Origin of the sequence: Curtobacterium sp. BRB10, from assembly GCF_031844325.1 — a bacterium.
In the GTDB taxonomy this organism is placed as follows: Bacteria; Actinomycetota; Actinomycetes; order Actinomycetales; family Microbacteriaceae; genus Curtobacterium; species Curtobacterium poinsettiae_A.
In genome coordinates, this window is sequence record NZ_JAUZVA010000005.1 from 25,794 (window position 1) to 51,769 (window position 25,976).

At 70.7% G+C, this 25,976-nt stretch carries 28 protein-coding genes; 20 read left to right on the forward strand and 8 right to left on the reverse strand.

Going from position 1 to position 25,976, the window contains the following annotated elements; translation table 11 throughout:
* Positions 1-108 precede the first annotated feature (108 nt).
* From Q9R26_RS11605 to Q9R26_RS11625, 5 genes are all read right to left on the reverse strand, one after another.
* Entirely contained in the window at positions 109-915 is an 807-nt protein-coding gene (locus Q9R26_RS11605; RefSeq protein WP_311227362.1) for a L,D-transpeptidase family protein, read from the reverse strand.
* 2 nt (positions 916-917) lie between these two features.
* Entirely contained in the window at positions 918-2,123 is a 1,206-nt protein-coding gene (locus tag Q9R26_RS11610; protein WP_311227363.1) for a hypothetical protein, read from the reverse strand.
* 177 nt (positions 2,124-2,300) lie between these two features.
* The gene (gene purB, locus Q9R26_RS11615; protein ID WP_311227364.1) at positions 2,301-3,686 is read right to left on the reverse strand and encodes an adenylosuccinate lyase; all 1,386 of its coding nucleotides are present in this window, start codon (positions 3,684-3,686) and stop codon (positions 2,301-2,303) included.
* Positions 3,683-4,195 (reverse strand): low molecular weight protein-tyrosine-phosphatase, encoded by a 513-nt coding sequence (locus Q9R26_RS11620; protein WP_017886476.1) that lies wholly within the window; start codon positions 4,193-4,195, stop codon positions 3,683-3,685. The genes purB and Q9R26_RS11620 overlap by 4 nt, the downstream gene beginning before the upstream one ends.
* Positions 4,196-4,243: 48 nt before the next feature.
* Positions 4,244-4,642, reverse strand: coding sequence for a phage holin family protein (locus Q9R26_RS11625; protein WP_182066216.1), 399 nt, complete (start codon positions 4,640-4,642; stop codon positions 4,244-4,246).
* Positions 4,643-4,703: 61 nt separating this feature from the next.
* Here Q9R26_RS11625 and Q9R26_RS11630 point away from each other — a divergent pair, with 61 nt between their 5' ends.
* The 6 genes from Q9R26_RS11630 (at position 4,704) to Q9R26_RS11655 (ending at position 11,225) form a co-directional block, all read left to right on the forward strand.
* Entirely contained in the window at positions 4,704-5,783 is a 1,080-nt protein-coding gene (locus tag Q9R26_RS11630; RefSeq protein ID WP_262139977.1) for a histidinol-phosphate transaminase, read from the forward strand.
* A gap of 23 nt (positions 5,784-5,806) precedes the next feature.
* Entirely contained in the window at positions 5,807-6,943 is a 1,137-nt protein-coding gene (locus Q9R26_RS11635) for a thiamine pyrophosphate-dependent enzyme (protein ID WP_182066214.1), read from the forward strand.
* Between the two features lie 86 nt (positions 6,944-7,029).
* The gene (locus tag Q9R26_RS11640; RefSeq protein WP_247737432.1) at positions 7,030-7,989 is read left to right on the forward strand and encodes an alpha-ketoacid dehydrogenase subunit beta; all 960 of its coding nucleotides are present in this window, start codon (positions 7,030-7,032) and stop codon (positions 7,987-7,989) included.
* Positions 7,990-8,046: 57 nt separating this feature from the next.
* Positions 8,047-9,624 (forward strand): dihydrolipoamide acetyltransferase family protein, encoded by a 1,578-nt coding sequence (locus Q9R26_RS11645; protein ID WP_311227365.1) that lies wholly within the window; start codon positions 8,047-8,049, stop codon positions 9,622-9,624.
* A gap of 159 nt (positions 9,625-9,783) precedes the next feature.
* Entirely contained in the window at positions 9,784-10,365 is a 582-nt protein-coding gene (locus Q9R26_RS11650; protein ID WP_259581336.1) for a GNAT family N-acetyltransferase, read from the forward strand.
* A gap of 125 nt (positions 10,366-10,490) precedes the next feature.
* Complete coding sequence (locus Q9R26_RS11655) at positions 10,491-11,225, forward strand: GntR family transcriptional regulator (RefSeq protein ID WP_209132910.1); 735 nt, start codon at positions 10,491-10,493, stop codon at positions 11,223-11,225.
* 77 nt (positions 11,226-11,302) lie between these two features.
* Here Q9R26_RS11655 and Q9R26_RS11660 read toward each other — a convergent pair whose 3' ends face one another.
* Complete coding sequence (locus Q9R26_RS11660) at positions 11,303-11,755, reverse strand: glucose PTS transporter subunit IIA (protein ID WP_209132912.1); 453 nt, start codon at positions 11,753-11,755, stop codon at positions 11,303-11,305.
* Entirely contained in the window at positions 11,752-11,988 is a 237-nt protein-coding gene (locus Q9R26_RS11665; protein WP_027464959.1) for a PTS transporter subunit EIIB, read from the reverse strand. Before Q9R26_RS11665 ends, Q9R26_RS11660 begins: the two co-directional genes overlap by 4 nt.
* 178 nt (positions 11,989-12,166) lie before the next feature.
* Here Q9R26_RS11665 and Q9R26_RS11670 point away from each other — a divergent pair, with 178 nt between their 5' ends.
* The 12 genes from Q9R26_RS11670 to Q9R26_RS11725 all read left to right on the forward strand — a co-directional run bounded on the left by Q9R26_RS11670 (position 12,167) and on the right by Q9R26_RS11725 (position 22,618).
* On the forward strand, positions 12,167-13,435 hold the full coding sequence (locus tag Q9R26_RS11670) for a PTS transporter subunit EIIC (RefSeq protein WP_182066209.1): 1,269 nt from the start codon (positions 12,167-12,169) through the stop codon (positions 13,433-13,435).
* Between the two features lie 127 nt (positions 13,436-13,562).
* Positions 13,563-14,474 (forward strand): metal ABC transporter solute-binding protein, Zn/Mn family, encoded by a 912-nt coding sequence (locus Q9R26_RS11675; RefSeq protein ID WP_182066208.1) that lies wholly within the window; start codon positions 13,563-13,565, stop codon positions 14,472-14,474.
* A gap of 47 nt (positions 14,475-14,521) precedes the next feature.
* Positions 14,522-15,367 carry a metal ABC transporter ATP-binding protein gene (locus tag Q9R26_RS11680; RefSeq protein WP_209133266.1) on the forward strand — a complete coding sequence of 282 codons (846 nt, stop codon included), beginning with the start codon at positions 14,522-14,524 and terminating at the stop codon, positions 15,365-15,367.
* On the forward strand, positions 15,367-16,305 hold the full coding sequence (locus Q9R26_RS11685; RefSeq protein ID WP_311227366.1) for a metal ABC transporter permease: 939 nt from the start codon (positions 15,367-15,369) through the stop codon (positions 16,303-16,305). Before Q9R26_RS11680 ends, Q9R26_RS11685 begins: the two co-directional genes overlap by 1 nt.
* Positions 16,302-16,727 carry a Fur family transcriptional regulator gene (locus tag Q9R26_RS11690; protein ID WP_182066206.1) on the forward strand — a complete coding sequence of 142 codons (426 nt, stop codon included), beginning with the start codon at positions 16,302-16,304 and terminating at the stop codon, positions 16,725-16,727. The genes Q9R26_RS11685 and Q9R26_RS11690 overlap by 4 nt, the downstream gene beginning before the upstream one ends.
* 10 nt (positions 16,728-16,737) lie before the next feature.
* On the forward strand, positions 16,738-17,433 hold the full coding sequence (locus tag Q9R26_RS11695; RefSeq protein ID WP_182066205.1) for an alpha/beta fold hydrolase: 696 nt from the start codon (positions 16,738-16,740) through the stop codon (positions 17,431-17,433).
* Positions 17,434-17,766: 333 nt separating this feature from the next.
* The gene (gene rpmB / locus Q9R26_RS11700) at positions 17,767-18,003 is read left to right on the forward strand and encodes a 50S ribosomal protein L28 (protein ID WP_027464952.1); all 237 of its coding nucleotides are present in this window, start codon (positions 17,767-17,769) and stop codon (positions 18,001-18,003) included.
* The gene (gene rpmG, locus Q9R26_RS11705) at positions 18,003-18,173 is read left to right on the forward strand and encodes a 50S ribosomal protein L33 (RefSeq protein WP_017886456.1); all 171 of its coding nucleotides are present in this window, start codon (positions 18,003-18,005) and stop codon (positions 18,171-18,173) included. Before rpmB ends, rpmG begins: the two co-directional genes overlap by 1 nt.
* 2 nt (positions 18,174-18,175) lie before the next feature.
* Positions 18,176-18,481 (forward strand): 30S ribosomal protein S14, encoded by a 306-nt coding sequence (gene rpsN, locus Q9R26_RS11710; protein ID WP_017886455.1) that lies wholly within the window; start codon positions 18,176-18,178, stop codon positions 18,479-18,481.
* 290 nt (positions 18,482-18,771) lie between these two features.
* Positions 18,772-19,059, forward strand: a complete 288-nt coding sequence (locus Q9R26_RS11715; protein ID WP_017886454.1) for an HU family DNA-binding protein — start codon at positions 18,772-18,774, stop codon at positions 19,057-19,059.
* Between the two features lie 194 nt (positions 19,060-19,253).
* A complete protein-coding gene (locus Q9R26_RS11720; protein WP_311227367.1) occupies positions 19,254-21,299 on the forward strand; it encodes a cytochrome c oxidase assembly protein in 2,046 nt (681 codons plus the stop codon).
* Complete coding sequence (locus tag Q9R26_RS11725) at positions 21,296-22,618, forward strand: ATP-dependent RecD-like DNA helicase (protein WP_182066203.1); 1,323 nt, start codon at positions 21,296-21,298, stop codon at positions 22,616-22,618. The genes Q9R26_RS11720 and Q9R26_RS11725 overlap by 4 nt, the downstream gene beginning before the upstream one ends.
* 308 nt (positions 22,619-22,926) lie before the next feature.
* Here the strand turns inward: Q9R26_RS11725 and Q9R26_RS11730 are convergent, their stop codons facing one another.
* Complete coding sequence (locus Q9R26_RS11730) at positions 22,927-23,373, reverse strand: DUF4383 domain-containing protein (protein WP_182066202.1); 447 nt, start codon at positions 23,371-23,373, stop codon at positions 22,927-22,929.
* A 241-nt stretch (positions 23,374-23,614) separates the two neighbouring features.
* Between Q9R26_RS11730 and Q9R26_RS11735 the strand changes: the two genes are divergently transcribed.
* Entirely contained in the window at positions 23,615-24,514 is a 900-nt protein-coding gene (locus Q9R26_RS11735) for a phosphatase PAP2 family protein (protein ID WP_259581351.1), read from the forward strand.
* 153 nt (positions 24,515-24,667) lie between these two features.
* Positions 24,668-25,807: a CE1758 family FMN-dependent luciferase-like monooxygenase gene (locus Q9R26_RS11740; RefSeq protein ID WP_262139988.1), complete on the forward strand. Its 1,140-nt coding sequence runs from the start codon at positions 24,668-24,670 to the stop codon at positions 25,805-25,807.
* The last annotated feature ends 169 nt before the right edge of the window (positions 25,808-25,976 follow it).

A 25,976-nucleotide genomic window follows, 5' to 3' on the forward strand; every position in this document is an offset into this window, starting at 1 on the left:
ACGCCGTGCCTCCAGGCCGCGCGTCAGCGCCCCTGGAACGTCAGCGCACCTGGAACGTCAGCGCACCTGGAACGTCAGCGCACCTGGAACGTCAGCGCACCTGGAACGTCAGCGCACCTGGAACGGCGTGCCGAGCGGCAGGAGCTCCGCGAGGGCCGTGATGTCGTCGTTGTGCATGCGGATGCAGCCGTGCGAGGCGGCGGTGCCGATGCTCGACGTGTCGTCCGTGCCGTGCAGGCCGATCTGCCCGGGGCCACCGCCGAACGAGTTGAGCACGTCCGAGAACGCGGTCGTGCCGTACGCGTAGGGGCCGTAGCCCTCGTTGGTCGGCGCGAGCAGCTCGGTCAGGGCGTACCGGCCCGTCGGCGTCGGGGTACCGCCGGTGCCGGTGGCGACGGGGTACCTGTCGACGACCTTGCCGGCCTTGTACAGGTCGAGGGTCTTCGTCGAGCGGGTGACGACGACCGCGTACGGGTCCTCGGACAGGGTGACGGCACTGGTCGGCACCCAGCCCGTGCTGCCGTTCGGGCGCTGTGCGAGCTGTACCTCGGCCCAACCGTCCTGCTGGTCGACGACCCGGAAGACGAGCGGGGCACCGGACGCCTGCGGGTTCACGAGGGTCTGCGTCGCCGTGCCGCCCGCGCTCGCGCTGACCGGGACGGACGCGCCGGTGACGGCGGCGACCGTGGTGCTGGCCGGAGCGTCGACCGCGTCGACCGGTGCTGCCGACCGGGTCGGCTCCGGCGTCGTCGTCGGGGTCGGCGTCGGTAACGCGACGGACCGGGTCGGTGTCGGTGCGGGCGCGGCTGACAGGGGACCGAGCGCGACGAACGCGACGGCCCCCGCGCAGACGACGGCCACGGCGGCGGCGATCACAGTCGCACGCCGCCGTGGCTCGGTCGGGAGGATCGGCAAGATCAGCCCGTGAAGTTCGCCGTTCCGGGCACCGGGACGGCGACCGGTGCCGTGCCCGGGTCACCGGCAGCGGCCGGGTCGGCGATGAAGGAGCCGTCGGCCGAAGCGGTCTGGCTCGACGACCGGCCTTCGAGCGTGGCGGTGTACGCGCCGGCGCTCACGGCACCCTCGGGCAGGACCACCACGACGACGACGTCGCCCTCATCGTCCGCCACCGAAGCGTTGGTGCGGATCGAGTAGGTCTCGCCGCCCTGCGTGACGGTCGCGTCGACGGACTCGTTCGGGGCGAAGCCCGCACCGATCACCTGGAATCCGGTGAGGGTCTGCGAAACGCGCACGGACGTGGGCGCGTCGGCGGTCGCGGTGGGCTGCGGCGTGAAGTACGTCGTGGTGTCGTCGATGCGCAGCGCGGAGATCGAACCGCTGGCGTCGGCGGCGAGGGCCTGGCCGTTCGCCTCGAGCGGGGCGGCGAGGCTCTGCAGCTCGCTGCTGGGCAGCGCGCTCGGTGCCGGGGTGCCGTCGACGGTCGGGGCCGGGGTGGGCCCGTCGGTCGGAGCGGGCGTCTCGGTCGGCTCGGTCGTCGGCGGTGCCGTGGTGTCGGCGGCGACGTCGATGCCGACGTAGACGACGTACCCGACGACCTGCGCGTCGGCGGCCTCGAGGTCGGCGGTGAGCTCCGTCGTCGACTCGACCTCGCCGGTCGCGGGGTCGATCCAGTTGCTGGTGCCGTCGACGACGCCGACGCCGTCACCGGTCTCAGGTGCGTCCGTGGCGAAGACGACGGTCTGCGCGCTGGTGTCGCCGCCCTCCTGGACCGCGAGACCGAAGCTCGTCGCCCCGGTGGTCGTCATGCTGATGCCGGCGGCGAGGGCGGGGACGCTGCTCGCGGGCACGGGGGCGTTGAGGCCGCGGACCAGGCCGACGGCCTCGCCCTCGGAGACGGACAACCCGTCCTCGTCGAGCGTGGCGTGGTCGGTGATCGAACCGCCGCCGTCCAGGTCGGTCACGGACGCCCAGTACCACTGGTCGGTCAGCGGGAAGGTGCCGGTCGGCGCGGCGGTGAAGTCGTCGGCCGAATCGGTCCAGGTGACGATGGCCGAAGCAGCGGTGTTCGTCACGAGGGCGGTCGAGACCGTCGGGACGAGGGCGGCGGAGACGCCGAGCACGGTGGCGCCGACGGCGGCCGCGGTGATGCGAGAACGAAGCACGGTGTGGAGATCCATCCGGTCGGTGGACAGGGTGCATCCACTGCGACGCCCCCCGTGCTGAGATGTACTCAGCACCACGAACCTATCGAACTGCTCAGGAATCCGCACCCCCCCCAGGGCGCGGACCCGATGACGGACCGACGACTTCCGGCCGTCGGTCCGTCGTGCCCGTCGTGCTCAGACGTCGAGGTGGTCGACCAGCTCGTCGGCCAGGCCCGTGTAGGTCCCCGGCGTCAGGTTCGTCAGCCGGGCCTTCGCGCCGTCGGAGATGTCCAGACGGTTCACGAACACGATGAGGTCCTGCTGGCTCACCCGCTTGCCCCGCGTGAGCTCCTTGAGCATCGCGTAGGGGTCCTCGATGTTCGACTGCCCGGCGGTGACCTCGGCGCGGATGACCGTCTGGATCGCCTCGGCGAGGACCTCCCAGTTGTGGTCGAGGTCGTCGGCGAGCTTGGCCTCGTTCACGGCGATCTCGCCCAGCCCGCGGCGCAGGTTGTCGAGCGCGAGCAGCGAGTGCCCGAACGCGACGCCGATGTTCCGCTGCGTGGTGGAGTCGGTCAGGTCGCGCTGCAGGCGGCTCGTCACGAGGGTCTCGGACAGCGTCGAGAAGAGCGCCGACGAGATCTCGAGGTTCGCCTCGGCGTTCTCGAACTTGATCGGGTTGATCTTGTGCGGCATCGTCGACGACCCGGTGGCACCCGCGACGGGGATCTGCGTGAAGTACCCCATCGAGATGTAGGTCCACACGTCGGTGGCCAGGTTGTGCAGGATCCGGTTGGCGTGACGCACCCGGTCGTAGAGCTCGGCCTGCCAGTCGTGCGACTCGATCTGCGTGGTGAGCGGGTTCCACGTCAGGCCGAGGCCCTCGACGAACTCGCGGGACAGCGCGGGCCAGTCGGCCTCGGGGTCCGCGGCGAGGTGTGCCGAGAACGTGCCGGTCGCGCCGGAGAACTTGCCGAGGTACTCGCCGCCCTCGATCTGGGCGAGCACGCGCTCGAGCCGGTAGACGACGACCGCGAGCTCCTTGCCGAGCGTCGTCGGGGTGGCCGGCTGCCCGTGGGTGTGCGAGAGCATCGGCACGCTCTTCAGCTCGACGGCGAGCGTCCGGAGCTTCTCGAGCACGGCACGGAAGCCGGGGAGCCAGACCTGGTCGACGGTGTCCCGCACGGTGAGGGCGTAGGACAGGTTGTTGACGTCTTCGCTGGTGGCGGCGAAGTGGGTGAGCTCGGCGATCGCGTCGAGGCCGAGCTCGGACAGGCGGCGGCGCACGAAGTACTCGACGGCCTTGACGTCGTGACGGGTCGTCGCCTCGATCTCGGCGAGCTCCGCGATCTGGTCCTGGCCGAAGGTCGAGGCGATCGCGCGCAGTGCTGCCTTGTCGTCGACGCTGAGCGGCGAGGTGGTGAACATCGCGTGGTCGGTCAGGAAGATGAGCCACTCGACCTCGACCACGATGCGCGCGCGGTTGAGGCCGGCCTCGGAGAGGTGCTCGCCCACCGTGTGCACGATCGGGTAGTAGCGCCCGTCGAGCGGGCTGATCGGCTGCGGGGGAAGGGGGGTCATGGGGCTCCCTGACGGACTGCCGGCTCGAGCTGGTGGAAGAGCGCCCGGCAGGCCCGTTCGACGGTCGAGAGTACTCGGTCGAACTCGTGCCGGTCCGCGTAGTACGGGTCCGGCACGTCGGCCTGCTGGGGCCAGGCGGCGTCGTACCGCAACAGGAGCGTCACCTTGGCGGAGTCGTCCATGGTCGGGGCCCACGAACGCAGGATGCGCTCGTGGGAGCGGTCGAGTGCGACCACCAGGTCGAGGTCCGGGAACCGGTCCGGGTCGAACTGACGGGCGCGATGCCTGCTGCCATCGTATCCGCGCGCCGCCAGGGCTGCGATCGTGCGTTCGTCGGCGGGTTCGCCGACGTGCCAGTCGCCCGTGCCGGCCGACTCCACCTGGAACCGGTCGGCCAGACCGGCGTCCGCGGCGATCTGCGCGAACACGACACCGGCCATGGGGGAGCGGCAGATGTTGCCGCTGCAGACGAACGAGACGCGGAACGGGGCGTCGACGTCCTGGGTCATGAGCACATCATGACGCAGGGCGCCGGTCCTCCGCGAGGTCCGCCGGGGTCACGCCCGCTGGCGGTTGAGCACCGGGCGGGCGAAGAGCCCGATCAGCCAGGCGAAGACCGCGAGCACGAAGGCGCCGACGATGCCCCAGCCGAAGGAGTCGACCTCGAGCCCGAAGCCGAACGCCTCGGAGATGCCCGCGACGATGAGCAGCAGGACGGCGTTCACGACGAACGAGATGAGCCCGAGCGTGAGGATGTAGATCGGGAACGCCACGATCCGGATGAGCGTGCCGATCACCGCGTTCACGAGCCCGAACACGAACGCCACGAGCAGGAAGGTGAGGACGGTCGCAGTGGTCCCGCCGTCACCGAACGGCGTCACGGAGACGCCGCTGACGATGAGCGTGGTGAGCCAGAGCGCGAGGGCGTTGACGACGAGGCGGACGAGGAATCGCATGCGCCCATGATGCCCTCGCTTCCCCTCGTGGGTGCCGTGGGCCTGCCGGTAGCCTGGACCCGTGAGCGAGCAGCGTGTGCACATCCGGCCCGAGGTGGCCGTCCTCCCCGCGTACAAGCAGGGGCGACAGGCGTCCGACTCCGCCTTCAAGCTCTCGAGCAACGAGAACCCGTTCCCGCCGCTCCCCGGGGTCGTCGAGGCCGTGCAGGCCCAGACCTCGTACAACCGGTACCCCGACGCCACCGCCCTGGCCCTGCGCGCCGTGCTGGCCAACCGCTTCGGGCTGACCGCCGAGCAGGTGCACGTCGCCCCGGGCAGTGTCGCGATCCTGCACGAGCTCGCCCGCGCGACCTCGGGCCCGGGCGACGAGATCGTCTACGCGTGGCGCTCGTTCGAGGCGTACCCCGGGGTCGTCACGGTCGCCGGCGCCACGAGCGTGCAGGTGCCGAACCGCGCGGACGGCGGGCACGACCTCGACGCCATGGCCGCCGCCGTCACCGAGCGCACCCGCATGGTGCTCGTCTGCTCGCCGAACAACCCGACGGGGCCGACCGTGACCGCTGCGGAGTTCGACGCGTTCATGGCCGCGGTGCCGCAGTCGGTGCTGGTCGTGCTCGACGAGGCATACGCGGAGTTCGTCACCGACGAGGCCGCCGTGCACGGCCACCCGCTGCTCGCCGCGCACCCGAACCTCGTGGTCCTCCGCACCTTCTCGAAGGCGTACGGACTCGCCGGCCTCCGGATCGGCTACGCGCTCGGTCCGGACTACGTGCTCGACGCCGTCCGTGCCTGCGCGATCCCACTGTCCGTGACCGCGCAGGGACAGGCAGCGGCGCTCGCCAGCCTGGAACGCGAGGACGAACTGCTCGAACGCGTGACCGAGATCGCGACCCTGCGCGACCGGATCGTCGTCGAGCTCCGGGCCCAGGGCTGGGACGTCCCCGACGCGCAGGGCAACTTCCTCTGGCTGCCGACGGGCGAGCGGACCGTCGCCGCGGCGGCGGCGTTCGAGGACGCCGGCATCATCGTCCGGGCCTTCCCGCCAGAGGGCATCCGCATCTCGATCGGCGAGCACGAAGCTGTGGAAACGCTCCTCCAAACAGCCCGCTCACTTGTGGGGGACCTCCAGGTGGCCGACTAGTGCCTGGCGCTACGCTGACCGGCATGTCATTCCGCGCCGCGGCTCCCGCGACGACCACCGTCCGGCTCCTCGACCCCCAGGGTCGGTTCGTGGAGACCGACGAGAACGCCGAGTTCGCAGCCGCCGCGCGGGCGATCCCGGACGAGACCCTGCTGGCGATGCACCGCCGCATGGTGCTCACCCGTCGGTTCGACCACGCCGGCCACAACCTCCAGCGCACCGGCCAGCTCGGCCTGTGGGTGCCCAGCCACGGGCAAGAGGCGGCACAGACCGGCTCGGCCTTCGCCCTGCGCGCCCAGGACCACGTGTTCCCGTCCTACCGTGAGCACGCCGTCACCATGCACCGCGGCGTCGAGCCGATGGAGATCATCGCGATGTACCGCGGGCAGACCCACGGCGGGTGGGACCCGGACCAGCGCGGCAACACGCACATCTCCACCCTGGTGATCGGCTCGCAGACCCTGCACGCCACCGGGTACGCGCTCGGCCAGAAGCTCGACGGCGACGTCGGCACGGGCGACCCGGACCGCGACGCCTGCTCCATCGTCTACTTCGGCGACGGTGCGACGAGCCAGGGCGACGTGAACGAGGCGTACGTGTTCTCGGCGTCCACCGGGGCACCGGTCGTCTTCTTCCTGCAGAACAACCACTGGGCGATCTCGGTGCCGGTGTCGGTGCAGTCCCCCACGCCGCTCGTCGACCGCCCGCGCGGCTTCGGGATCCCGAGCGTCCTGATCGACGGCAACGACATCCTCGCGTCCTACACCGCCTCCGTCGTCGCGACCGAGCACGCGCGCAGCGGCCAGGGGCCGGCCTTCATCGAGGCCGACACCTACCGCATCGGCGCGCACACCAGCTCCGACGACCCGAGCCGGTACCGTGCCGACGGCGAGCTCGAGGAGTGGGTCCTGCGCGACCCGATCGTCCGGTCCGAGGCGTACCTGCGCTCGAAGGGCGCCACGGACGAGCAGTTCGCCGCGTTCGACGAAGAGGGCGAGGACATCGCCGCCGACGTCCGACGTCGCACGGTCGCCCTGACCGCACCGTCCGTCGACGTGATGTTCGACAACGTGTACCGCGAACCGCACCCGCGGATCGCCGAGCAGAAGGCCTGGCTCACCCAGTACGAGGCCGGCTTCGAAGGGGGCGCCCACGCATGAGCACCACCGAGCAGCTCTTCGACTACACCCTGCGCTCCCACCCGGGCGCCGGCGAGGTCCCGAGCGACCCCACCCCGACCCTGCCGATGGCCAAGGCCCTCAACGCCGGACTCGCCGCGGCCATGGAAGCGGACGACAAGGTCCTGCTGATGGGCGAGGACATCGGCCAGCTGGGCGGCGTGTTCCGCATCACCGAGGGCCTGCAGGACCGCTTCGGCGCCGAGCGCGTGCGGGACACCCCGCTCGCCGAGGCCGGCATCATCGGCACCGCGATCGGTCTCGCGCTGCGCGGCTACCGCCCGGTCGTCGAGATCCAGTTCGACGGCTTCGTGTGGCCCGGCTTCGACCAGATCACCTCGCAGCTCGCCAAGATGGCGAATCGGCTGCCGGCGCACATGTCGCTGCCCGTCGTGATCCGCATCCCCTACGGCGGCCACATCGGCGCCGTGGAGCACCACCAGGAATCCCCCGAGGCGTACTTCGCGCACACCCCGGGCCTGCGGGTCGTCAGCCCGAGCACCCCGAACGACGCCTACTGGATGATCCAGGAAGCCATCGCGTCGAAGGACCCGGTGATCTTCCTCGAGCCGAAGTCCCGCTACTGGCCCAAGGGCCAGGTGGACCTCGTCGACGGCCACGTCCCGATGCACACGACCCGCGTCGCCCGCACCGGCACCGAGGTCACCCTGGTCGGGCACGGCGCGATGGTCGCCACCCTGATGCAGGCCGCCGAGCTCGCCGAGTCCGAGGGCACGAGCTGCGAGGTCATCGACCTCCGCTCGATCTCGCCCATCGACTGGGAGCCGATCCTCACCTCGGTCCGCAAGACCGGTCGCCTGGTCATCGCGCAGGAGGCCTCCGGCTTCGTCAGCGTCGGCAGCGAGATCGCCGCCACGGTCGCCGAGAAGGCGTTCTACACGATGCAGGCGCCGCCACTGCGGGTGTCCGGGTTCGACGTGCCGTTCCCGGTCTCGAAGTTGGAGCACCTGCACCTGCCGGACGCCGACCGCATCCTCGAGGCCGTCGACCGCGCCCTCGCCTACTGACCCGTCCGACCGAGGACCCGTCCGACCGAGCTCGACCAGATCCACGAAGGAGCCATAGTGGCCGCCGCCGAATTCCCCCTGCCCGACGTGGGTGAAGGTCTCACCGAGGCCGAGATCGTGCAGTGGCGCGTCGCGATCGGGGACGAGATCGCCGTCGACCAGGTGCTCGTCGAGATCGAGACCGCGAAGTCGCTCGTCGAGCTGCCCTCGCCGTTCGCCGGCACCGTCACGGGTCTGCTCGTGTCCGAGGGTGACACGGTCGAGGTCGGCAAGCCGATCATCCGCGTCGACTCGGACGCCTCGGTCGCGTCCGGTGCGGCCCTCACGCCGCCTGCTGAGCAGCCTGGAGGCGCGGCGCCCGTCGCCGAGACCGCACCCGTCTCGCCGGTGGTCGCGGCCACCCCGCCAGCACCCGCAGCGCCGTCGGCGCCGGTCGCGCAGACCCCGCCCGCTCCGGCACGCGCTGCTGCCCCCGCTCCGGTCGCGCCTGCCCCGGCTGCGGCGCCGGTCCAGCCGGTCGCCGTCGACGCCTCCGTCCAGGGCACCGACGAGTCCTCCGGCGCCGTCCTCGTCGGCTACGGCTCGGCGACCTCGTCGCCCTCCCGTCGCAAGCCGGGCGCCCGCCGGGCCGCAGCGCTCGCGGCCGAGGCGAGTCGCGCCTCCAGTGTGGACACCGCCGCGGCGGCCGAAGCATCCGTCGACCCGGGTGAGGAGAGCACCGCCGAGGCGATCTCCGCGCTCGGGTCGGGGTCCGGTCGCAAGCAGAGCGCCGCGACCAACGTGCTGGCGAAGCCGCCGATCCGGAAGCTCGCGAAGGACCTCGGCGTCGAACTGACCGAGATCGTCGCGACCGGTCTGGCCGGCGAGGTCACCCGCGACGACGTCATCCGGCACGCGAAGCAGGCCAGCGTCTTCCGGAACATCGAGACGCCCGAGTGGGGCGAGGTCCGCAGCGAGACGATCCCGGTCAAGGGTGTCCGCAAGGCCATCGCCACCGCGATGACGACGTCCGCGTTCACGGCACCCCACGTGTCGCTGTTCGTCGACGTCGACGCGACCCACACGATGGAGTTCGTCAAGCGGCTCAAGGCCTCGCCGACGTTCGCCGGCGTCAAGGTCTCACCGCTGCTGATCGTCGCGAAGGCCGTCATCTGGGCCGTCCGCCGCAACCGCTCGGTGAACTCGACCTGGACCGACCGCGAGATCATCGTCCACCACTTCGTGAACCTCGGCATCGCCGCGGCGACCCCGCGCGGGCTCATCGTGCCGAACATCAAGGACGCGCAGGACATGTCGCTGCTCGAGCTGGCACAGGCGCTCGAGGAGCTCACCCTGACCGCCCGCGACGGCAAGACCACGCCGAAGCAGATGGCGAACGGCACGGTGTCGATCACGAACATCGGTGTGTTCGGCATGGACACCGGGACCCCGATCCTCAACCCGGGCGAGGTCGCGATCGTCGCCATGGGCACGATCAAGCCGAAGCCGTGGGTCGTCGACGGCGAGGTCCGCTCACGCATGGTGACGACCATCGGTGCCTCGTTCGACCACCGGGTCGTCGACGGTGACGTGGCGTCCCGCTTCGTGCACGACGTCGCCTCGGTGCTCGAGGAGCCCGCGCTCCTGCTCGACTGAGCGCCGGTCAGGGGCTGTCTCGGCGGTCGTTCCGCTTCGTGAGCGGAAATGGTCGAGTTGCTCCGAGCGACTCGACCATTCCTGCTCACCATCTGCGGGCTTCCGCAAACGTCGCGTGGTGTTCACACGGATGTCGGGGGTCGGCGGCATGATCGGTGCATGGTCCACCAGCTCCTGACCCCCTCGCAGGAGATCCGAACGGATCGCCTCCTGCTCGCCCCGCTGACCCCGGCCGACATCGACGACGTGCATGCGCTCTTCTCGGACGCCCGCACGTGGCAGCACCTGCCCACGGGTCGGCACGTGGCGCGGAGCTCGAGCGTGGACATGGTGCAGCGCAAGATCGGCGGTCGTGCGCGCCACGGCCTCGGGTCCTGGGCGGTCCGCAGCGCCTTCGACCACGCCTTCGTCGGTGTCGGTGGGGTCGACATGACCGCCGGTGGGGTCTGGAACCTCGGCTACCGACTGGCGCCCGCGGCATGGGGGCAGGGCTTCGCGTCCGAGATCGCCCTGGCTGCCGTCCGTGCCGCCGCCGACACTGCTCCTGGCGTCCCGGTGACCGGCCGGGTGCTCACGAACAACCCTGCTTCTGCAGCCGTGCTGCGTCGTGCGGGGCTGTCACTGGTGTGGCAGGGGGCTCCGGCCGCGCAGAACCGTGCGGCCGCCGGCGTCGACGGGCAGGTCTGGACCGATCGGCTGCTCTCCGACGAGCAGTTCGCCTGGCTCGTCGCCAACGCCTGAGCACCGTCTCCGCCCTTCGACACCGCGCACGTTGGTCTTCCCGGCCTGACTCGCTACTGTGATGGGAACTGGTCATGTCCGCGCATGACCACCGCCCAGGACCAGCAACGGAGCACGAGGGACGCATGACGAGCCGCATCACCGAGGGTGCCGAACCGAAGCACCAGCAGTTGCGGCGCATCCTGCTGGACCTCGTCACCACGCGCCTGGCTCCCGGTGCCGCGATCCCGTCCGAACGTCAGCTCATCGCCGAGTACGGCGTCTCGCGGATCACCGTGCGTGAAGCCCTCGGGCAGCTGGTCAACGAGGGCTACCTGGAGCGCGTCCGCGGCAAGGGCACCTTCGTGGCACACCGGCCCGTGCAGTCGACGCTGCACCTCGCCTCGTTCACCGAGGAGATGCGGGCGATGGGACACGAGCCGACAACCGTGGTGCTCGTGCGCGAGGAACGCGTGCCGCCGGCCGACACCGCCGCGGCCCTGCGGATCGAGCCGGACGTGCCGGCCTTCCACGTGAAGCGCCTGCGGATGGCCGACGGTGCCCCGGTGTCGATCGACGACGCCTGGCTCGTTGCCGATGCGTTCCCGGGCCTGCTCGACCACGACCTGTCCGGGTCGGTGTACTCGATCATCGCCACGGAGTACGGCACCCCGATCGACCGCGCGCAGCAGACCGTCGCGGCGAACCCGGCGGCCGACGACGTCGCGACGTTGCTCGGGACGAAGACCGGCGCGCCGGTGCTCGAGTTCGACCGGGTGTCGTACGCCGGGGAACGACCCGTGGAGCACACCCGCAGCTGGTACCGCTCGGACCGCTACCGCGTGCAGATGGAGGTCACCGCGACCCCCGCGGTCGCGTAGCCGCCGAGCAACGCGAAAGCGACCGTGTCCTGCGGTTGTTCTGCAGCACGCGGTCGCTCTCGAAGGGGGAAGTGGCCTCAGACCTCGAAGAGGATGTCGCCGTCGAGCACCGTGGTGCCGACCGTCCCCTGGTCGACGCTGTCCGGCGTCGAGCCGAGCACGACGACCGGGCAGATCGGCGAGTACCCGGCGGCCGAGATCACCGAGGGGGTGAACCGGACGACGGGGTCACCGGCGGTGACGGTGTCGCCCTCGGTCGCGAGGAGCTCGAAGCCTTCGCCCGACAGCTTCACGGTGTCGATGCCGACGTGCACCAGGACGTCGGTGCCGGCGGCGCCCTGCAGGGCGAACGCGTGGGGGTGCAGCTTGACGATGATGCCGTCGACCGGGGCCACCGCGGTGACCGCGCCATCGACGCCCGTCGGGTCGACCGCGACGCCGGCACCGACCAGCTGCCCGGCGAACACCGGGTCGGGCACGTCGGCGAGGGCGACGACCGGGCCGCCGAACGGCGTACGGACGACGGTCACAGTTCGTCCTGGATGTCCTGGGCGAGGTTGTCGGCGACCGTGCCGACGATGACCTGCCAGCCGGTGCCGCCGCCGATCACGGCCTGGGCTCCGGCTGCCTGCAGGGCGGCCTTGTCGACCAGGTCCCCGTCCTCGACCTCGACGCGGAGGCGCGTGATGCAGCCCTCGACCTCTTCGATGTTCTCGGCACCGCCGAGTGCGGCGATGATGTCGGCTGCCTTGATGTCGGCCATCGTTTCCTCCTCGTTAAGGGTTTGCGTCGCGGGTTGACACCGGACCGCTCGCGGATCAGACTACGGAACTGGTTATGACCGGACAGGACCGGACCTGGCGACACCGCCGAGGTTACCTGCGCTGGCTGCACGACTCAACTCACCCCGACAGCTCCACCCAATGACGAGAGGACCTCCGATGAGCGCCACCACTGCCACGGATGTGCCGGAGAAGAAGAAGCCGAAGAAGCAGTCACGGCTGTTCGCGCAGGCCCAGCGCCTCGGACGGAGCCTGCTCCTGCCGATCGCGGTCATGCCCGCAGCGGGCATCCTGAACCGCATCGGCCAGCCGGACCTCCTCGGCGCGATCCCCGGCTTCGAGACCGGCGCGGGGGTCATCTCGGCCGCCGGCCAGGCGATCTTCACCTGGCTCCCGCTGCTGTTCGCGGTGGGCATCGCGATCGGGTGGGCCAAGAAGTCGGACGGCACCACCGCGCTCGCGGCGGTCGTCGGCTACATGGTCATGTACGAGGTGTTCGCCGTGATGTCGCCGGTCGTCCTGGCGGGGGTCAAGAACGCCAACGGCGAGCAGGCCACGATCAACTACGGCGTGCTCGGCGGCATCGTGATGGGGCTCGTCTCCGCTGTGATGTGGGAGAGGTTCCACCGCACGAAGATGCCCGACTTCCTCGGGTTCTTCTCGGGTCGCCGCCTCGTCCCGATCCTCACCGCTGCTGCCGGTCTCGTCATCGCCGTCGCGATGTCCTTCGTGTACCGCTACTTCGACATCGCGCTGACGGCAGCCGGCACCGCGGTCGCCGACAACGCCGTGATCGGCGGCGGCATCTTCGGGTTCGCGAACCGCATGCTCATCCCGATCGGGCTGCACCAGCTGCTCAACTTCTTCCCGTGGTTCCAGCTCGGCAGTTTCACCAACGCGGCCGGCGACCTCGTGCACGGTGACATCCCGCGCTTCCTCGCGGGCGATCCGACCGCCGGCATCTTCCAGACCGGCTTCTTCCCGATCATGATGTTCGCGCTGCCCGCCGGTGCCCTGGCGATCTGGCGCAACGCCAAGCCGCAGAACCGCAAGCTCGTCGGCGGCATCATGATCTCCGCCGCACTGACCTCGTTCGTCACGGGCATCACCGAGCCGCTCGAGTACTCGTTCATGTTCGTGGCGTTCCCGCTGTACATCATCCACGCGGTGCTCACGGGTACCTCGCTCGCGCTGGTGAACGCCCTCGGGATCCACGACGGGTTCTCGTTCTCGGCCGGTGCGATCGACTACGTGCTGAACTTCGGCAAGGCGGACGGAGCGATCTGGCTCATCCCGATCGGCCTGGGCTACGCGGTCGTCTACTACTTCCTGTTCAGTTTCGTGATCAAGAAGTGGAACCTCCGCACGCCCGGGCGTGAAGAGGACACGATCGCCGAGAACACGATCGACGCGGCCACCAAGCCGTAGACGCGAGCGTCTCCGAACGGGAGGCCCGGTGCCAGCTGGCACCGGGCCTCCCGTCCGTCTCCCGGTCGCGCTGAGAGCCCTCATAGCGGTTTTGACAATCGTTATCAGTAGGCGTTAGCGTCGTGCCATGCACAACCGCCTCCTCGCCCTCCCGCTCGTCGCCGGTGCCGCCGCGCTCGCCCTGACCGGGTGCGCCACCTCGTCCGCCTCGGGGGAGGCCAGCGGTGACGGCACGATCAACGTCGTCGCCTCCACGAACGTCTACGGCTCGATCGTCAAGACCATCGGTGGCGACGCCGTCACCGTGACGAGCATCCTGAGCGACCCGTCGCAGGACCCGCACTCGTTCGAGTCGAGCGCCCGCACGCAGCTCTCCGTGTCGAAGGCCGACCTGCTCATCGAGAACGGTGGCGGCTACGACGACTTCATGACGACGCTCGCGAACGCCTCGGACACCACGGCCGACACGATCAACGTCGTGAAGCTCTCCGGCCTCGACGAGGGCGGGAGTGCCGAGTTCAACGAGCACGTCTTCTACAGCTACCCGACGATGGTGAAGCTGGTCGAGGCGGTCACGAAGGACCTCAGCGCGCTCGACGAGAGCGGCAAGGACGCCTTCGAGAAGAACGCCGCCACGCTCACCACCGAGCTCGAGGACCTCGAGTCCCAGACCGCCGCCGTCAAGAAGCAGGACTCCGGCGACAAGGTCGCGTACACCGAGCCGGTGCCCGGGTACCTGTTCGACGCGATGGGGCTCGAGAACGAGACCCCGCCGGACTTCTCCGAGGCCATCGAGGAAGGCGACGACGTCCCGCCGGCGGCCCTCCGCGACACCCTCGCGCTGTTCACCGGCAAGCGCGTGCAGCTGCTCGCCTACAACAACCAGGCGTCGAGCCCCGAGACCGAACAGGTCCAGAAGGCGGCCGAGCAGAACGACATCCCCGTCGTCGGTGTCACGGAGACGCTCCCCGAGGGGCAGGATTACGTCTCGTGGCAGCAGGCGAACATCGACGCGGTGAAGGCAGCGCTCCAGAAGTGACGACCTCGACCGCAGCAGCGGCGACCCCCGGCCCGGCGACCACCACGGTGGACGACCGGGCTGCGGCTCGTCCGGTCCTCGCGCTCCGCGACGCCGGGTTGTCCTACGGCGCCCGGAAGCTCTGGGCAGGCCTCGACCTCGACCTCGCGCCGGGGGAGTTCGTCGCGGTCCTCGGCCCGAACGGCGCCGGCAAGACCTCACTGCTCCGTACCGTCCTCGGGCAGCAGCGGTTGACGAGCGGCACGATGTCGTTCCTCGGGCAGCCGGTGCACCGCGGCCACCGGAAGATCGGCTACATCCCGCAGCAGCGGTTGATGGAGGCGGGCACGCCCCTGCGCGCGCGCGACATGGTCGCCCAGGGCGTGACCGGGCACCGGTGGGGCATCCGACGGGCCTCGAAGGCCGACCGGATGCGGATCGACCGCGTGCTCGACGAGGTCGGAGCCACCGCCTTCGCGGACGCCCCCGTCGCCGAGCTCTCCGGCGGCGAGCAGCAGCGCACCCGCGTCGGCCAGGCCATCGCCGCCGACCCCGCCCTGCTGCTGTGCGACGAACCGCTCATCTCGCTCGACCTGCGGCACCAGCGCGGGATCACCGAGCTCATCGACCGTGAGCGCCGGCAGCGCGAGGCCGCCGTGCTCTTCGTGACCCACGACGTGAACCCGATCCTCGACGTCGTCGACCGGGTGCTCTACATCGCCGGGGGCAGGTTCCGGATCGGTTCGCCGGACGAGGTCCTGCGCGCAGACGTGCTGAGCGACCTGTACGGCACGCCCGTCGACGTCGTCCGCACCATGGGACGCATCGTCATCGTCGGCGCGAACGAGGCCCACGAGCACCACCCGGGCGAGGTCGACCCGCACGCCGACCAGCCGGACGAAGGGCGCATCTGATGGACCTGCTGTCGACCGTCTTCTCGTTCCAGGACTACGGCGAGCTCCTCGTGCTCGTGCAGAACTCGATCTGGGCCGGCGCGGTGCTCGGCATCGTCGGCGGGCTCATCGGCCCGTTCGTCGTCGCCCGGAACATGCCGTTCGCCGTGCACGGCATCTCGGAGCTCTCGTTCGCCGGGGCCAGCGCCTCGCTGCTGCTCGGGGTGAACGTCGTCTCCGGCTCACTCGTCGGGTCGGTGATCGCCGCCCTGCTCATCGGCGTCCTCGGGTCACGTGCCCGGGAACGCAACTCGATCATCGCCGTCCTCATGCCGTTCGGCCTCGGGCTCGGCATCCTCTGCCTGGCGCTCTACAAGGGCCGGGCGGCCAACAAGTTCGGGTTGCTCACGGGGCAGATCGTCTCGGTCGACAACCCGCAGCTGACGTTCCTGATCGTGGTCGCCGCGATCGTCGTGGCCACGCTGCTCCTCATCTGGCGCCCGCTGATGTTCGCCTCGGTCGACCCCGACGTGGCCGCGGCCGCGGGGATCCCGGTGCGGACCCTCGCGATCGTGTTCATGCTCGTGCTCGGACTGGCCACCGCCGTGTCGGTGCAGATCGTCGGTGCGTTGCTCGTGCTGTCCCTGCTCGTCACCCCGGCGGCCGCGGCCCTGCGGCTCAGCTCGCACCCGGTCGTCGTGCCGGTGCTGTCGACGGTGTTCGCGGTGACGTCGGTCGTCGGTGGCATCCTGCTCGCACTGGGCGGCGGCCTGCCGATCAGCCCGTACGTGACGACGATCTCGTTCGCGATCTGGGTGGTCTGCCGGATCATCGGGTCGCGACGCGACGGGCGGGGACGCAACCGCGTCGCCGGCCGGGCCCAGCGTGGCGGGGGCGAGCCGGGCCTCCAGGCGGGGACGACGTCGACAGCCGGTCGGAAGGAAGAGGTGTCAGCATGAACGCCGTGCAGAAGACCAAGCGGAACACGTGGCAGCGCGAAGCGGTGCGTGGCGCCCTCGACTCCACCGAGGGGTTCGTCAGCGCGCAGGCGCTGCACCAGCACCTGCGGGACGAGGGCTCGACCATCGGTCTGGCCACGGTCTACCGGGCGCTCGCCGACCTGGCCACCGAGGGCGACGCCGACTCGCTGCAGCAGGACGGCGAATCGCTGTACCGGGCGTGCACGACGGACGCGCACCACCACCACCTGATCTGCCGCAACTGCGGCCGGACCGTCGAGATCGAGGCAGACCCGGTGGAGCAGTGGGCGCAGGACGTCGCCGCCGCCAACGGGTTCACCAACGCCAGCCACGTCGTCGACATCTTCGGCGAGTGCGCCGTCTGCACGGCAGCCCGCGCGACCGCCACCACCGACGAGTAACCTGCCCCGCATGCACGTCATCCTGGTCCCCGGGTTCTGGCTCGACGCGAGCGCGTGGGACGACGTCGCGCCCGTGCTCCGCGAAGCCGGGCACTCGGTGCAGGCGGTGACCCGTGACGGCGACACGCTCGACGAGCAGGTCGCCGCGCTGGTCGCGGTCCTGGACGACGTCGCGTCGGCCGACGAACCCGTCGTCCTCGCCGGTCACTCGGGTGCCGGGCCGATCGCGTACATGGCTGCCGACCAGCGCCCGTCCCTCGTCGCGCACCTGCTCTACGTCGACACGTTCCCGGGGCCCGAGGGCGGGTGCGTGAACGACGAGCTGCCCGTGGTCGACGGGGTCGTGCCGCTGCCGTCGTGGGACATCTGGGAACCCGCCACCGTCCGGGGCATGACGCCCGAGATCCGGCAGGACGTCGAGCACCGGGCGATCCCCGAGCCGGCCTCGGTGCCGTCGGACCGGTTCCACTACGCCGACCCGGCACGGCACACGATCCCCGCGACGATCATCACCTGCGAGATCCCCGCCGCCGAGCTGCTGGCGATGGTGGCGGACCACCAGGCCTGGGCGGCCGAGCTCGTAGCGACCGAGGAGCTCTCCATCGTCGGGCTCGAGACCGGCCACTGGCCGATGTTCACGGCGCCGCAGCAGCTCGGCGAGCTGATGGTGCAGGCGCTCGCGCCCAAGCCGACGCAGGCGCCGTAGGCACCGCGCTGGCGCGACCACGCGGGTGCGTGAGCGGCCCCGTCCGGCGGCCACGCGCCTCCAGGCCTGGAGGCGCGGCTTGCGACACGCCCGGTCCTCGCGTAACGTGGACCCCTGGTTCTCCGCGTCCGCGCGGCGGACCCGTTGTTCCAAGCCCTCCGACCGTCGCGAACGCCGCGGTCGCGCGGTGTCCGGCTCTCCTTCGACAGGGGATGCGGACCTGGGCGGTGTGCACAACCCCCTCGCACGGTCACTCCGGTGGCACTGCGCGTGCGCACCAGGCAAGTGAACTTGGGTGCGGCCGTCCGGTCGCACGGTACTCAGGAGGAAACCATGGCAGCAGTGTGCCAGGTGACCGGCGCCGTTCCCGGCTTCGGTCACAACATCTCGCACTCGCACCGCCGGACGAAGCGTCGCTTCGACCCGAACGTGCAGAAGAAGACGTACTACGTGCCCTCGCTTCGTCGTAACGTCACGCTCACGCTCAGCGCGAAGGGCATCAAGGTGATCGACGCACGTGGCATCGAGTCCGTCGTCAAGGATCTCCTCGCCCGTGGGGAGAAGATCTGATGGCGAAAAAGGGTCAGGACATCCGTCCGATCATCAAGCTCCGCTCGACGGCGGGCACCGGGTTCACCTACGTGACCAAGAAGAACCGTCGGAACAACCCCGACCGACTCGTGCTCAAGAAGTACGACCCGGTGATCCGCAAGCACGTCGACTTCCGTGAGGAGCGCTAAGCATGGCGAAGAAGAGCAAGATCGCGAAGAACAACCAGCGTGCCGTCATCATCGCGCGCTACGCCGAGCGTCGTCTCGAGCTGAAGAAGGCCCTCGTGGACCCGAACGGCACCGACGAGTCGCGTGAGGCCGCCCGCGTGGGTCTGCAGAAGCTGCCCCGCGACGCATCGCCCATCCGCTACCGCAACCGCGACGCCATCGACGGCCGCCCCCGTGGCCACCTCGGTGAGTTCGGCATCAGCCGTGTCCGTTTCCGTGACATGGCCCACCGCGGCGAGCTCCCCGGCATCACGAAGAGCTCCTGGTAAGCACTCGCAGTACACGACGCCCCGTCACCTCCTCGTGGCGGGGCGTTCGCTGTGTACGGGGTACATGCGAGCCGTCATTCGTCACATCTGCCCCTCCAGCACCCCCTCGGAGCCCCGACAACCCCGGAAATCCGGGCGAGTCGGCGGTTTTCACCCCCGGCGGCTGGTAGGTTCAACTCCGGTTCCGCCGGGCCCTCGGCCCACTGGCACCGTGGCACGGGGCACCCGCTCCGGGCGCCGGACGACACGTGCGTCCGACCGATACTGCAAGAAGTCCGAGGAGGACATCCATGGCTGACAAGTCACTGAACCGCACCGAGCTCGTCGCTGCCGTCGCCGCTGAGTCCGGCCAGAGCCAGGCCACCGTCAACGGCGTCGTCGACGCGCTCTTCAGCGTCGTCTCGTCGTCCGTCGCCGACGGCACGAAGGTCACGATCCCCGGTTGGATCGCCTTCGAGAAGACGCACCGCGCCGCCCGCACCGGCCGCAACCCGCAGACGGGTGACGCCATCGAGATCGCCGCGAGCGACTCGGTCAAGGTCAGCGCCGGCTCGAAGCTCAAGGCTGCGGTCAAGTAAGACCGTTCCGCGCATCGGGAGGGACGGCTTCGGCCGTCCCTTTCGTCGTTCCCGGGGCGCGTGCGTGGACGTGTGCTCGGTCGGGCGCGCGTTCGTTCGCCCGGTGCGCGCGTCCTGCCTGGAGGCCCGTGCCGGTTTGCACAGATCGGCTCGCCCCGTCCGTCGGCCGGGTGGGCACCGCCTAGGCTTGACGGGTGAATCGGATCGCGCGCATCGCCGGTCCCGCCGTGCTCCTGCTCGTCGGGTTCGTGGCGCTGCTCACGGCACTCGTCATCGGTGGGGGTGCGAACCCGGCACTCATCGCCGACCCGGGGCCCGTCGTGCGCTTCGGGCTGCCGATCGCCCGGCTCGTCGTCGACCTGTCCGCGGCCACCACGATCGGTGGGCTCGCCCTGGCGACCATCGGGCTCTCGCGTTCGGGCCCCGAGTGGAACCGCGCGCTCGACGTCGCCGCCGCGGCGAGTGGTGTCTGGACGGTCGCGTCGGCCGTCGCCACGTTCTGCACGTTCCTCAGCGTCGCCGGTTCGCGCATCAGCATCGACGAGCAGTTCGGGCAGTCGATGGGGGTCTTCCTCACCGGCACCGAACTCGGGCTCGCCTGGCTCGTGACCGTCCTCGTCGCCGCGGCCGTCACGGTGCTCTGCTTCGCCGTCCGTTCGCGGGGCATGGTCGCCCTGACCGCCGGCGTCTCGATGATCGGCCTCATCCCGCTCGCGCAGCAGGGCCACGCCGCCGGTACCGCCAGCCACGACGCCGCCGTGACGGCACTGGGGCTGCACCTGGTCGGTGCGGCGCTGTGGGTCGGTGGGCTCGTCATGCTCGTGCTGCTGCGCGGGGTGCTGCCCGGCGACCGGCTGGCCGCGGTCGTGGCCCGGTACTCGAGCATCGCCCTCGGCTGCTTCGTGCTCGTCGCCGTCTCGGGCACGGCGTCGGCGCAGATCCGCGTCGGGGCACTGTCGAACCTGTTCACCCCGTACGGCACGCTCGTCCTGGTGAAGATCGGCGCGATCGTCGCCATCGGGGTCCTCGGCGCGGTGCAGCGCCGTCGGGCCATCCGTGCGCTGACCACCTCGCCCGGTGGGCAGCGGCCCTTCTGGACCCTCATCGTCGTCGAGCTCGCGGTGATGGGTGTGGCGTCGGGGTTCGCGGCGGCGCTCGGGCGGACCGCCACCCCGGTCGACCAGATCGCCCTGAGCAAGACCACCGACCCGAGCCCGGCGGAGCTCCTGACCGATGACCTGCTGCCCCACGCGCCCGGTGCGTGGGGCTGGCTGACCCAGTGGAACATCGACCTGTTCTGGGTGATGGCCGCCGTGCTCCTCGCCGCGACGTACGCGGCCGGCGTCGTGCGCCTGCGGCGGAGCGGCGTGCGGTGGCCGGTGCGACGGTCGGTCGCCGCAGCCCTGGGGATCGTGTCCCTGGTGGTCGCGACCTCGGGATCGCTGCACCAGTACGACCGGTTCCTCGTCTCGGCGAACGTCGGTGCCCACGTGCTGCTCGGCCTGGTGGTCCCCGCCCTGGTCTGGGCGGCGGCGCCCGTCGCCCTGATCCGCGCCGCCGTGCACCCTCGGAGCGACGACAGCACGGGTGTGCGGGAGTGGACCGACGTCATCGTCGAGCACCCCTCCGTGCGGTACCTGGCCCAGCCGTTCCCCGCGTTCCTGCTCGCGGCGGCCCTGTGGTGGGCCTTCTTCGCCACCGACGCCGTCCGGTGGTCGGTGAGCGACCCCACCGGCCGCACCGTCAGCGACGCCGTGTTCCTGTTGGTCGGGCTGCTGGCCGTCCCGACGCTCTGCACACCGATCCCCGCCGGGCACTGCCGTCCCACCACGGCCGCCGCGGCCGTCCGGATCGTCGGGGCCGTGGTGATCGCCGCGGGCACCGTTTCGCTCGGCTTCGCGATGCGCGGGCCGCTCGGGCTGCTGCAGGCCTCGTGGTTCGGCGCGATGGGTCGGACGTGGGGGCCGGACCCGCTCGTCGACCAGGCACGGGCCGGGCTCGTGCTGATCGTCGCCGGGGTGCTGCTCCTGGTGACCGTGGTCGTGGTGGTGCTCGTGCGGCTGCGGCGTGACGGGGCAGACCCGGTCGACGCGGCAGGTCCCGGTGCCGGGGCTGCCGTCGGGGCCGCCGCCGGCGCGACCGTCCTCGCCGAGCCCGCTGCCCAGGACGACCAGGGCGACCTGGACTTCGACGACGGCAGCGACGACCTCGAACCCTCGCCCGGGGCGGACGTCCGATGAGCATCGAGCTGAGCGACGAACAGCGCGCCGTCTTCGAGTACATCGAGCACACCCGTGACCACGTGTTCATCACCGGCCGGGCCGGGACGGGCAAGTCCACGCTGCTCAACCACCTGTCGTGGAACACCGAGAAGCAGGTCGTCATCTGCGCCCCGACGGGGGTCGCTGCGCTCAACGTCGGCGGCCAGACGATCCACTCCCTGTTCCGGCTGCCGATCGGGCTCATCGCCGACGCCGAGCTGCGACAGGGCCCGGACACCCGCAAGCTCCTCAACACGATCGACACCCTGGTCATCGACGAGGTCTCGATGGTCAACGCCGACCTGCTCGACGGCATGGACCGGTCGCTCCGCAAGGCCCGCGGTCGACAGTTCGAGCCGTTCGGCGGCGTCCAGGTCGTGATGTTCGGCGACCCGTACCAGCTGCCCCCGGTGCCGGGCGACGCCGACGAGCGCGCCTACTTCACCGACCACTACCGGTCGATGTGGTTCTTCGACGCCAAGGTGTGGCTTGAGGCCGAGCTCAACATCATCGAGCTCGCCACGGTGCACCGGCAGCGCGACGACGCCTTCGCCGCGATGCTCACCGCGGTTCGGCACGGTCGGGTCACCGCGGACATCGCCGAGCAGCTGAACACCGCCGGGGCCCGTCCGGCTCCGGACGACGCCATCACCCTGGCGACCCGCAACGACACGGTCGCCCGGATCAACAAGGCGGCCCTCGAGCGGCTGCCCGGCAAGGTGAAGACCGCCAAGGCCGACGTGAACGGCGACTTCGGCGGACGGAACTTCCCGGCCGACGAAGCCCTCGAGCTGAAGCCCGGTGCGCACGTGATGTTCCTGCGCAACGACGCCGACCAGCGCTGGGTGAACGGCACCCTGGGCATCGTGACGGCCATCCGCGACACGGTGTGGGTCGACGTCGACGGTGAGTCGTTCGAGGTCCAGCCGTCGGTGTGGGAGAAGTTCAAGTACTCGTACGACGCGGACAAGAAGGAACTCAAGAAGGACACCGTCGGGGAGTTCCAGCAGTTCCCGCTCCGGCTCGCCTGGGCAGTGACCATCCACAAGTCGCAGGGCAGCACCTACGACCGAGCCGTGGTCGACCTCGGCAACCGGGTGTTCAGCGCCGGCCAGACGTACGTGGCGCTGTCGCGGCTGACCTCGCTCGAGGGGCTCTTCCTCACCCGGCCGCTCCGGCCGCAGGACATCATCGTCGACCTGGACGTCCGGCGCTTCATGTCCGAGGCGCCCCGCATCGTCGCCACCGAGCTCGAGGCCCCGAAGAAGCAGTCCGGCGCCGACTCCGCCGCCGACTGACGCGTCCGACCTGCGGTTGGCCGACGCCGTCGTCCGAGCGGGTTCCACCCGTTCCGCGTGGCGCGGTTCGAGCGGTCACGACACCCCGTCGCCCCTGCCTCGAGCGGTCGCGACCTGTCGCTCCGAGGCGCCTCGGCCGACGGTTCGTGACCGGCCGGCGGACCTGAGCGGGGAGTCGTGACCGGCCGGCACCCGCCGGACGACGCAACCGCCCCCCAACGCCGCCCCCGCCCCACGCCCGCACACAACGACGACGCCCGCCTGCCGGAGCGGCAGACGGGCATCGGGAGTGCGAACGAGCGGGTGCGTCAGGCGCGCGCCGCACGCAGCGCGCGGAGGTTCTCCTTGTCGGCACCGATCGCGGTGAGGAGCAGGAGCACGCCGACGATCGCGTGGAACACGTTGTCCGTGGTGTTCAGGGCGAAGACGTTGGCCGAGGTGTCGACGAAGACGAAGCCGTACACCGCGAAGACGACGAGCAGGGCGCCGACGAGCAGGTTGCCGTTCCGCGATCCGATGGTGTTGCCGAGTCCGGTGATCAGCAGCACCACGGCGAGCAGTACCCACACCAGGCAGAGCGCCGGGTTCACGCCGAACGCGTTCCACAGCATGCCGCCCTGGCGGTTGAAGAAGCCGGGGTCGCCGTCGGCGGCGAAGAAGAAGCCGAGGACGCCCCAGAGTGCGAGGACGCTGCCGGCCGTGAGTGCGAGACCCCGGTTCGGCGAGGCGATGATGCCCGGTTCCTTGATGGCCACTTCGGTTTCCTCCTCGTACACTGCCGACGCGACGTGCGTCGGTCCCGCGTGGTGCGACGGCCCGGCGGGGATCACCGATCCCCTCGTCTCAGCGCGCTGTGCACGGCCGACGGGGGTGCGGCTCCCAGCCTCCGGCCGGTGCTCCAACGGTATCGTGTCGGGCCCCGACCGACCCAATCGCAGCGCCGCCGCCAGTCGTGCGACGAGCCCGACGACGACCACCCCGAGGAGGACCAGCCCGGTGACCTTGACACCCGAGCGCAGTGCATCCGAGTCGCGCGGACCGTGGGTCTCGCGGCGGGGGCGGTGGGCTGCGCTGGCGGCTCTGGGGTTCGTGATCGTGCCTCTCGTCTACGGGGTCGCGGTGCTGACCCCGGTCGGTCAGAAAGCGGAGGACGCCGCACTCGGCGGGGTCCGGGAGTCCGACCTGTTCAGCTCGGACACTGCGCTCAACGTCATCTCGGTGCCGGTGATCCTGTTGCTCGTCGTCGTGATCGTCGCCGTGGCGTTCGCCAGACGGCGGCTCTCGGTGGGGCTCGGCGCGGGGGTCGTGGTGCTCGCGTCGGCGGCCACCTCGACGCTCGTCAAGCGTATCGCCGTGCGCCCGGAGATCGCTCAGTCGACGACGCCGAACTCCTTCCCCTCGGGGCACGCGACGATCGCGCTGGCGGCGCTGTTCGCCGTCCTGATGGTCACGCCTCGTCGGTTCCGCCCGCTGGTGACCATCGTCGGTGCCGGGTACGCGGTCTTCGTGGCGAACCAGACCGTGGTCTACGGCTGGCACCGGGTCAGCGACATCATCGGGGCCTGCGCGATCGCGATGTTCTGGCTCGGGATCGTCCGCGCGGTCGGACCACGGGTCGACCGGGGGCTCCGGGGCGACCGTGACGGCAGGCGGGGGCCGCGGCGGGTGGTGAGCGTCGTGCTCCTCGTCGCGACCGGGGTCACGCTGGCGATCGGTGTCGCGGCGCTCGTGGTCGGCCTGACCGGCGCCGGCGCGTACGACCACGCCGCGATCCTGGTGGCGGGGCGGTTGGCGTCCAGCGCGAGCGTCCTCGCGGTCGTGACGACGGTGTGGTTCCTCGACGGGATGCACCACGCCGCACGCACCGACCCGGCCACGCTGCCCGCCGCCGGCTGATCCGGGCAGCCGAGCCGGGCCTCCCGGCCGCCCGACAGGGCTGACCGCCCGGTCGAACGACCGGCGCGAGCCTGGCGGGAATGCCCCGCCGTGCGCTACGTTGTACCGAGCAAGTCGATGCAAACGCATCGAAATCGCGAAAGGCGGCGCATCATGCAGTTCGGCATCTTCACGGTCAGTGACGTCACGACCGACCCCACGACCGGCACCACGCCGGACGACACCCAGCGCGTCCGCGACATCCTGACGATCGCCGAGCACGCCGACCAGGCCGGGCTCGACGTCTTCGCGACCGGTGAGCACCACAACCCGCCGTTCGTGGCCTCGTCGCCGACGACGTTGCTCGCCTACCTGGCGGCGAAGACGAAGGACATCACCCTGTCCACGTCGACGACCTTGATCACCACGAACGACCCGGTGCGCATCGCCGAGGAGTACGCGATGCTCCAGGTGGTCTCCGACGGCCGCATGGACCTGATGATGGGTCGCGGCAACACCGGCCCGGTCTACCCGTGGTTCGGTCAGGACATCCGCCAGGGCGTCAACCTGGCGATCGAGAACTACGCGCTCGTCCGCCAGCTGTGGGAGAACGACGTCGTCGACTGGCAGGGCAAGTTCCGCACGCCGCTGCAGGGCTTCACCTCGACCCCGCGTCCGCTCGACGGGGTCCCGCCGTTCGTCTGGCACGGCTCGATCCGCACGCCGGAGATCGCCGAGCAGGCCGCCTACTACGGTGACGGCTTCTTCCACAACAACATCTTCTGGCCGATCCAGCACACCGAGCAGATGGTCGGCCTGTACCGCCAGCGCTTCGAGCACTACGGGCACGGCCGTGCCGACCAGGCGATCGTCGGGCTCGGCGGGCAGTTCTTCGCGCGGAAGAACTCGCAGGACGCGATCAACGAGTTCCGGCCCTACTTCGACAACGCCCCGGTCTACGGTCACGGCCCCTCGATGGAGGACTTCACCGCCCAGACCCCGCTCACCGTCGGCTCGCCGCAGCAGGTCATCGACCGGTACGCGGCGATGAAGGACCACGTCGGCCACTACCAGCGCCAGCTGTTCCTCATCGACCACGCCGGTCTGCCGCTCAAGACGGTGCTCGAGCAGATCGACATCCTGGCGACGGACATCGTGCCGGAGCTGCGCAAGCTGAACGACGAGGGACGCCCCGCCGACGTGCCGTCGGACCCGCCGTCGCACGCGGCACGTGCCGCTGCCGCGATGGCGGCCGGCACGGTCGGCAGCGACCACGTAGCCGCCGAGGACGAGTGGACGGGCGCGTCCGTCTGACGCACGCGTCCTGAGCAGGAACGGTCGGGTCCCGTGAGGCGACCCGACCCCTGCTGCTCACCATGTGCGGTGGGCGTGACCGACGGACGGACGGGAGGCCCGGTGCCAGCTGGCACCGGGCCTCCCGTCCGTCTCGGCGCGCGTCCTCGGGCCCGCGTCGCGACAGCGA

Bases quoted from the DNA above. Each gene is read 5' to 3' on its own strand.
- purB (WP_311227364.1), bottom strand. From the start codon at position 3,686: ATGACCCCCCTTCCCCCGCAGCCGATCAGCCCGCTCGACGGGCGCTAC.
- Q9R26_RS11620 (WP_017886476.1), bottom strand. From the start codon at position 4,195: ATGACCCAGGACGTCGACGCCCCGTTCCGCGTCTCGTTCGTCTGCAGC.
- Q9R26_RS11625 (WP_182066216.1), bottom strand. From the start codon at position 4,642: ATGCGATTCCTCGTCCGCCTCGTCGTCAACGCCCTCGCGCTCTGGCTC.
- Q9R26_RS11635 (WP_182066214.1), top strand. From the start codon at position 5,807: ATGTCATTCCGCGCCGCGGCTCCCGCGACGACCACCGTCCGGCTCCTC.
- Q9R26_RS11640 (WP_247737432.1), top strand. From the start codon at position 7,030: ATGGCCAAGGCCCTCAACGCCGGACTCGCCGCGGCCATGGAAGCGGAC.
- Q9R26_RS11650 (WP_259581336.1), top strand. From the start codon at position 9,784: ATGGTCCACCAGCTCCTGACCCCCTCGCAGGAGATCCGAACGGATCGC.
- Q9R26_RS11655 (WP_209132910.1), top strand. From the start codon at position 10,491: ATGACGAGCCGCATCACCGAGGGTGCCGAACCGAAGCACCAGCAGTTG.
- Q9R26_RS11665 (WP_027464959.1), bottom strand. From the start codon at position 11,988: ATGGCCGACATCAAGGCAGCCGACATCATCGCCGCACTCGGCGGTGCC.
- Q9R26_RS11670 (WP_182066209.1), top strand. From the start codon at position 12,167: ATGAGCGCCACCACTGCCACGGATGTGCCGGAGAAGAAGAAGCCGAAG.
- Q9R26_RS11675 (WP_182066208.1), top strand. From the start codon at position 13,563: ATGCACAACCGCCTCCTCGCCCTCCCGCTCGTCGCCGGTGCCGCCGCG.
- Q9R26_RS11685 (WP_311227366.1), top strand. From the start codon at position 15,367: ATGGACCTGCTGTCGACCGTCTTCTCGTTCCAGGACTACGGCGAGCTC.
- Q9R26_RS11690 (WP_182066206.1), top strand. From the start codon at position 16,302: ATGAACGCCGTGCAGAAGACCAAGCGGAACACGTGGCAGCGCGAAGCG.
- Q9R26_RS11695 (WP_182066205.1), top strand. From the start codon at position 16,738: ATGCACGTCATCCTGGTCCCCGGGTTCTGGCTCGACGCGAGCGCGTGG.
- rpmB (WP_027464952.1), top strand. From the start codon at position 17,767: ATGGCAGCAGTGTGCCAGGTGACCGGCGCCGTTCCCGGCTTCGGTCAC.
- rpmG (WP_017886456.1), top strand. From the start codon at position 18,003: ATGGCGAAAAAGGGTCAGGACATCCGTCCGATCATCAAGCTCCGCTCG.
- rpsN (WP_017886455.1), top strand. From the start codon at position 18,176: ATGGCGAAGAAGAGCAAGATCGCGAAGAACAACCAGCGTGCCGTCATC.
- Q9R26_RS11715 (WP_017886454.1), top strand. From the start codon at position 18,772: ATGGCTGACAAGTCACTGAACCGCACCGAGCTCGTCGCTGCCGTCGCC.
- Q9R26_RS11725 (WP_182066203.1), top strand. From the start codon at position 21,296: ATGAGCATCGAGCTGAGCGACGAACAGCGCGCCGTCTTCGAGTACATC.
- Q9R26_RS11740 (WP_262139988.1), top strand. From the start codon at position 24,668: ATGCAGTTCGGCATCTTCACGGTCAGTGACGTCACGACCGACCCCACG.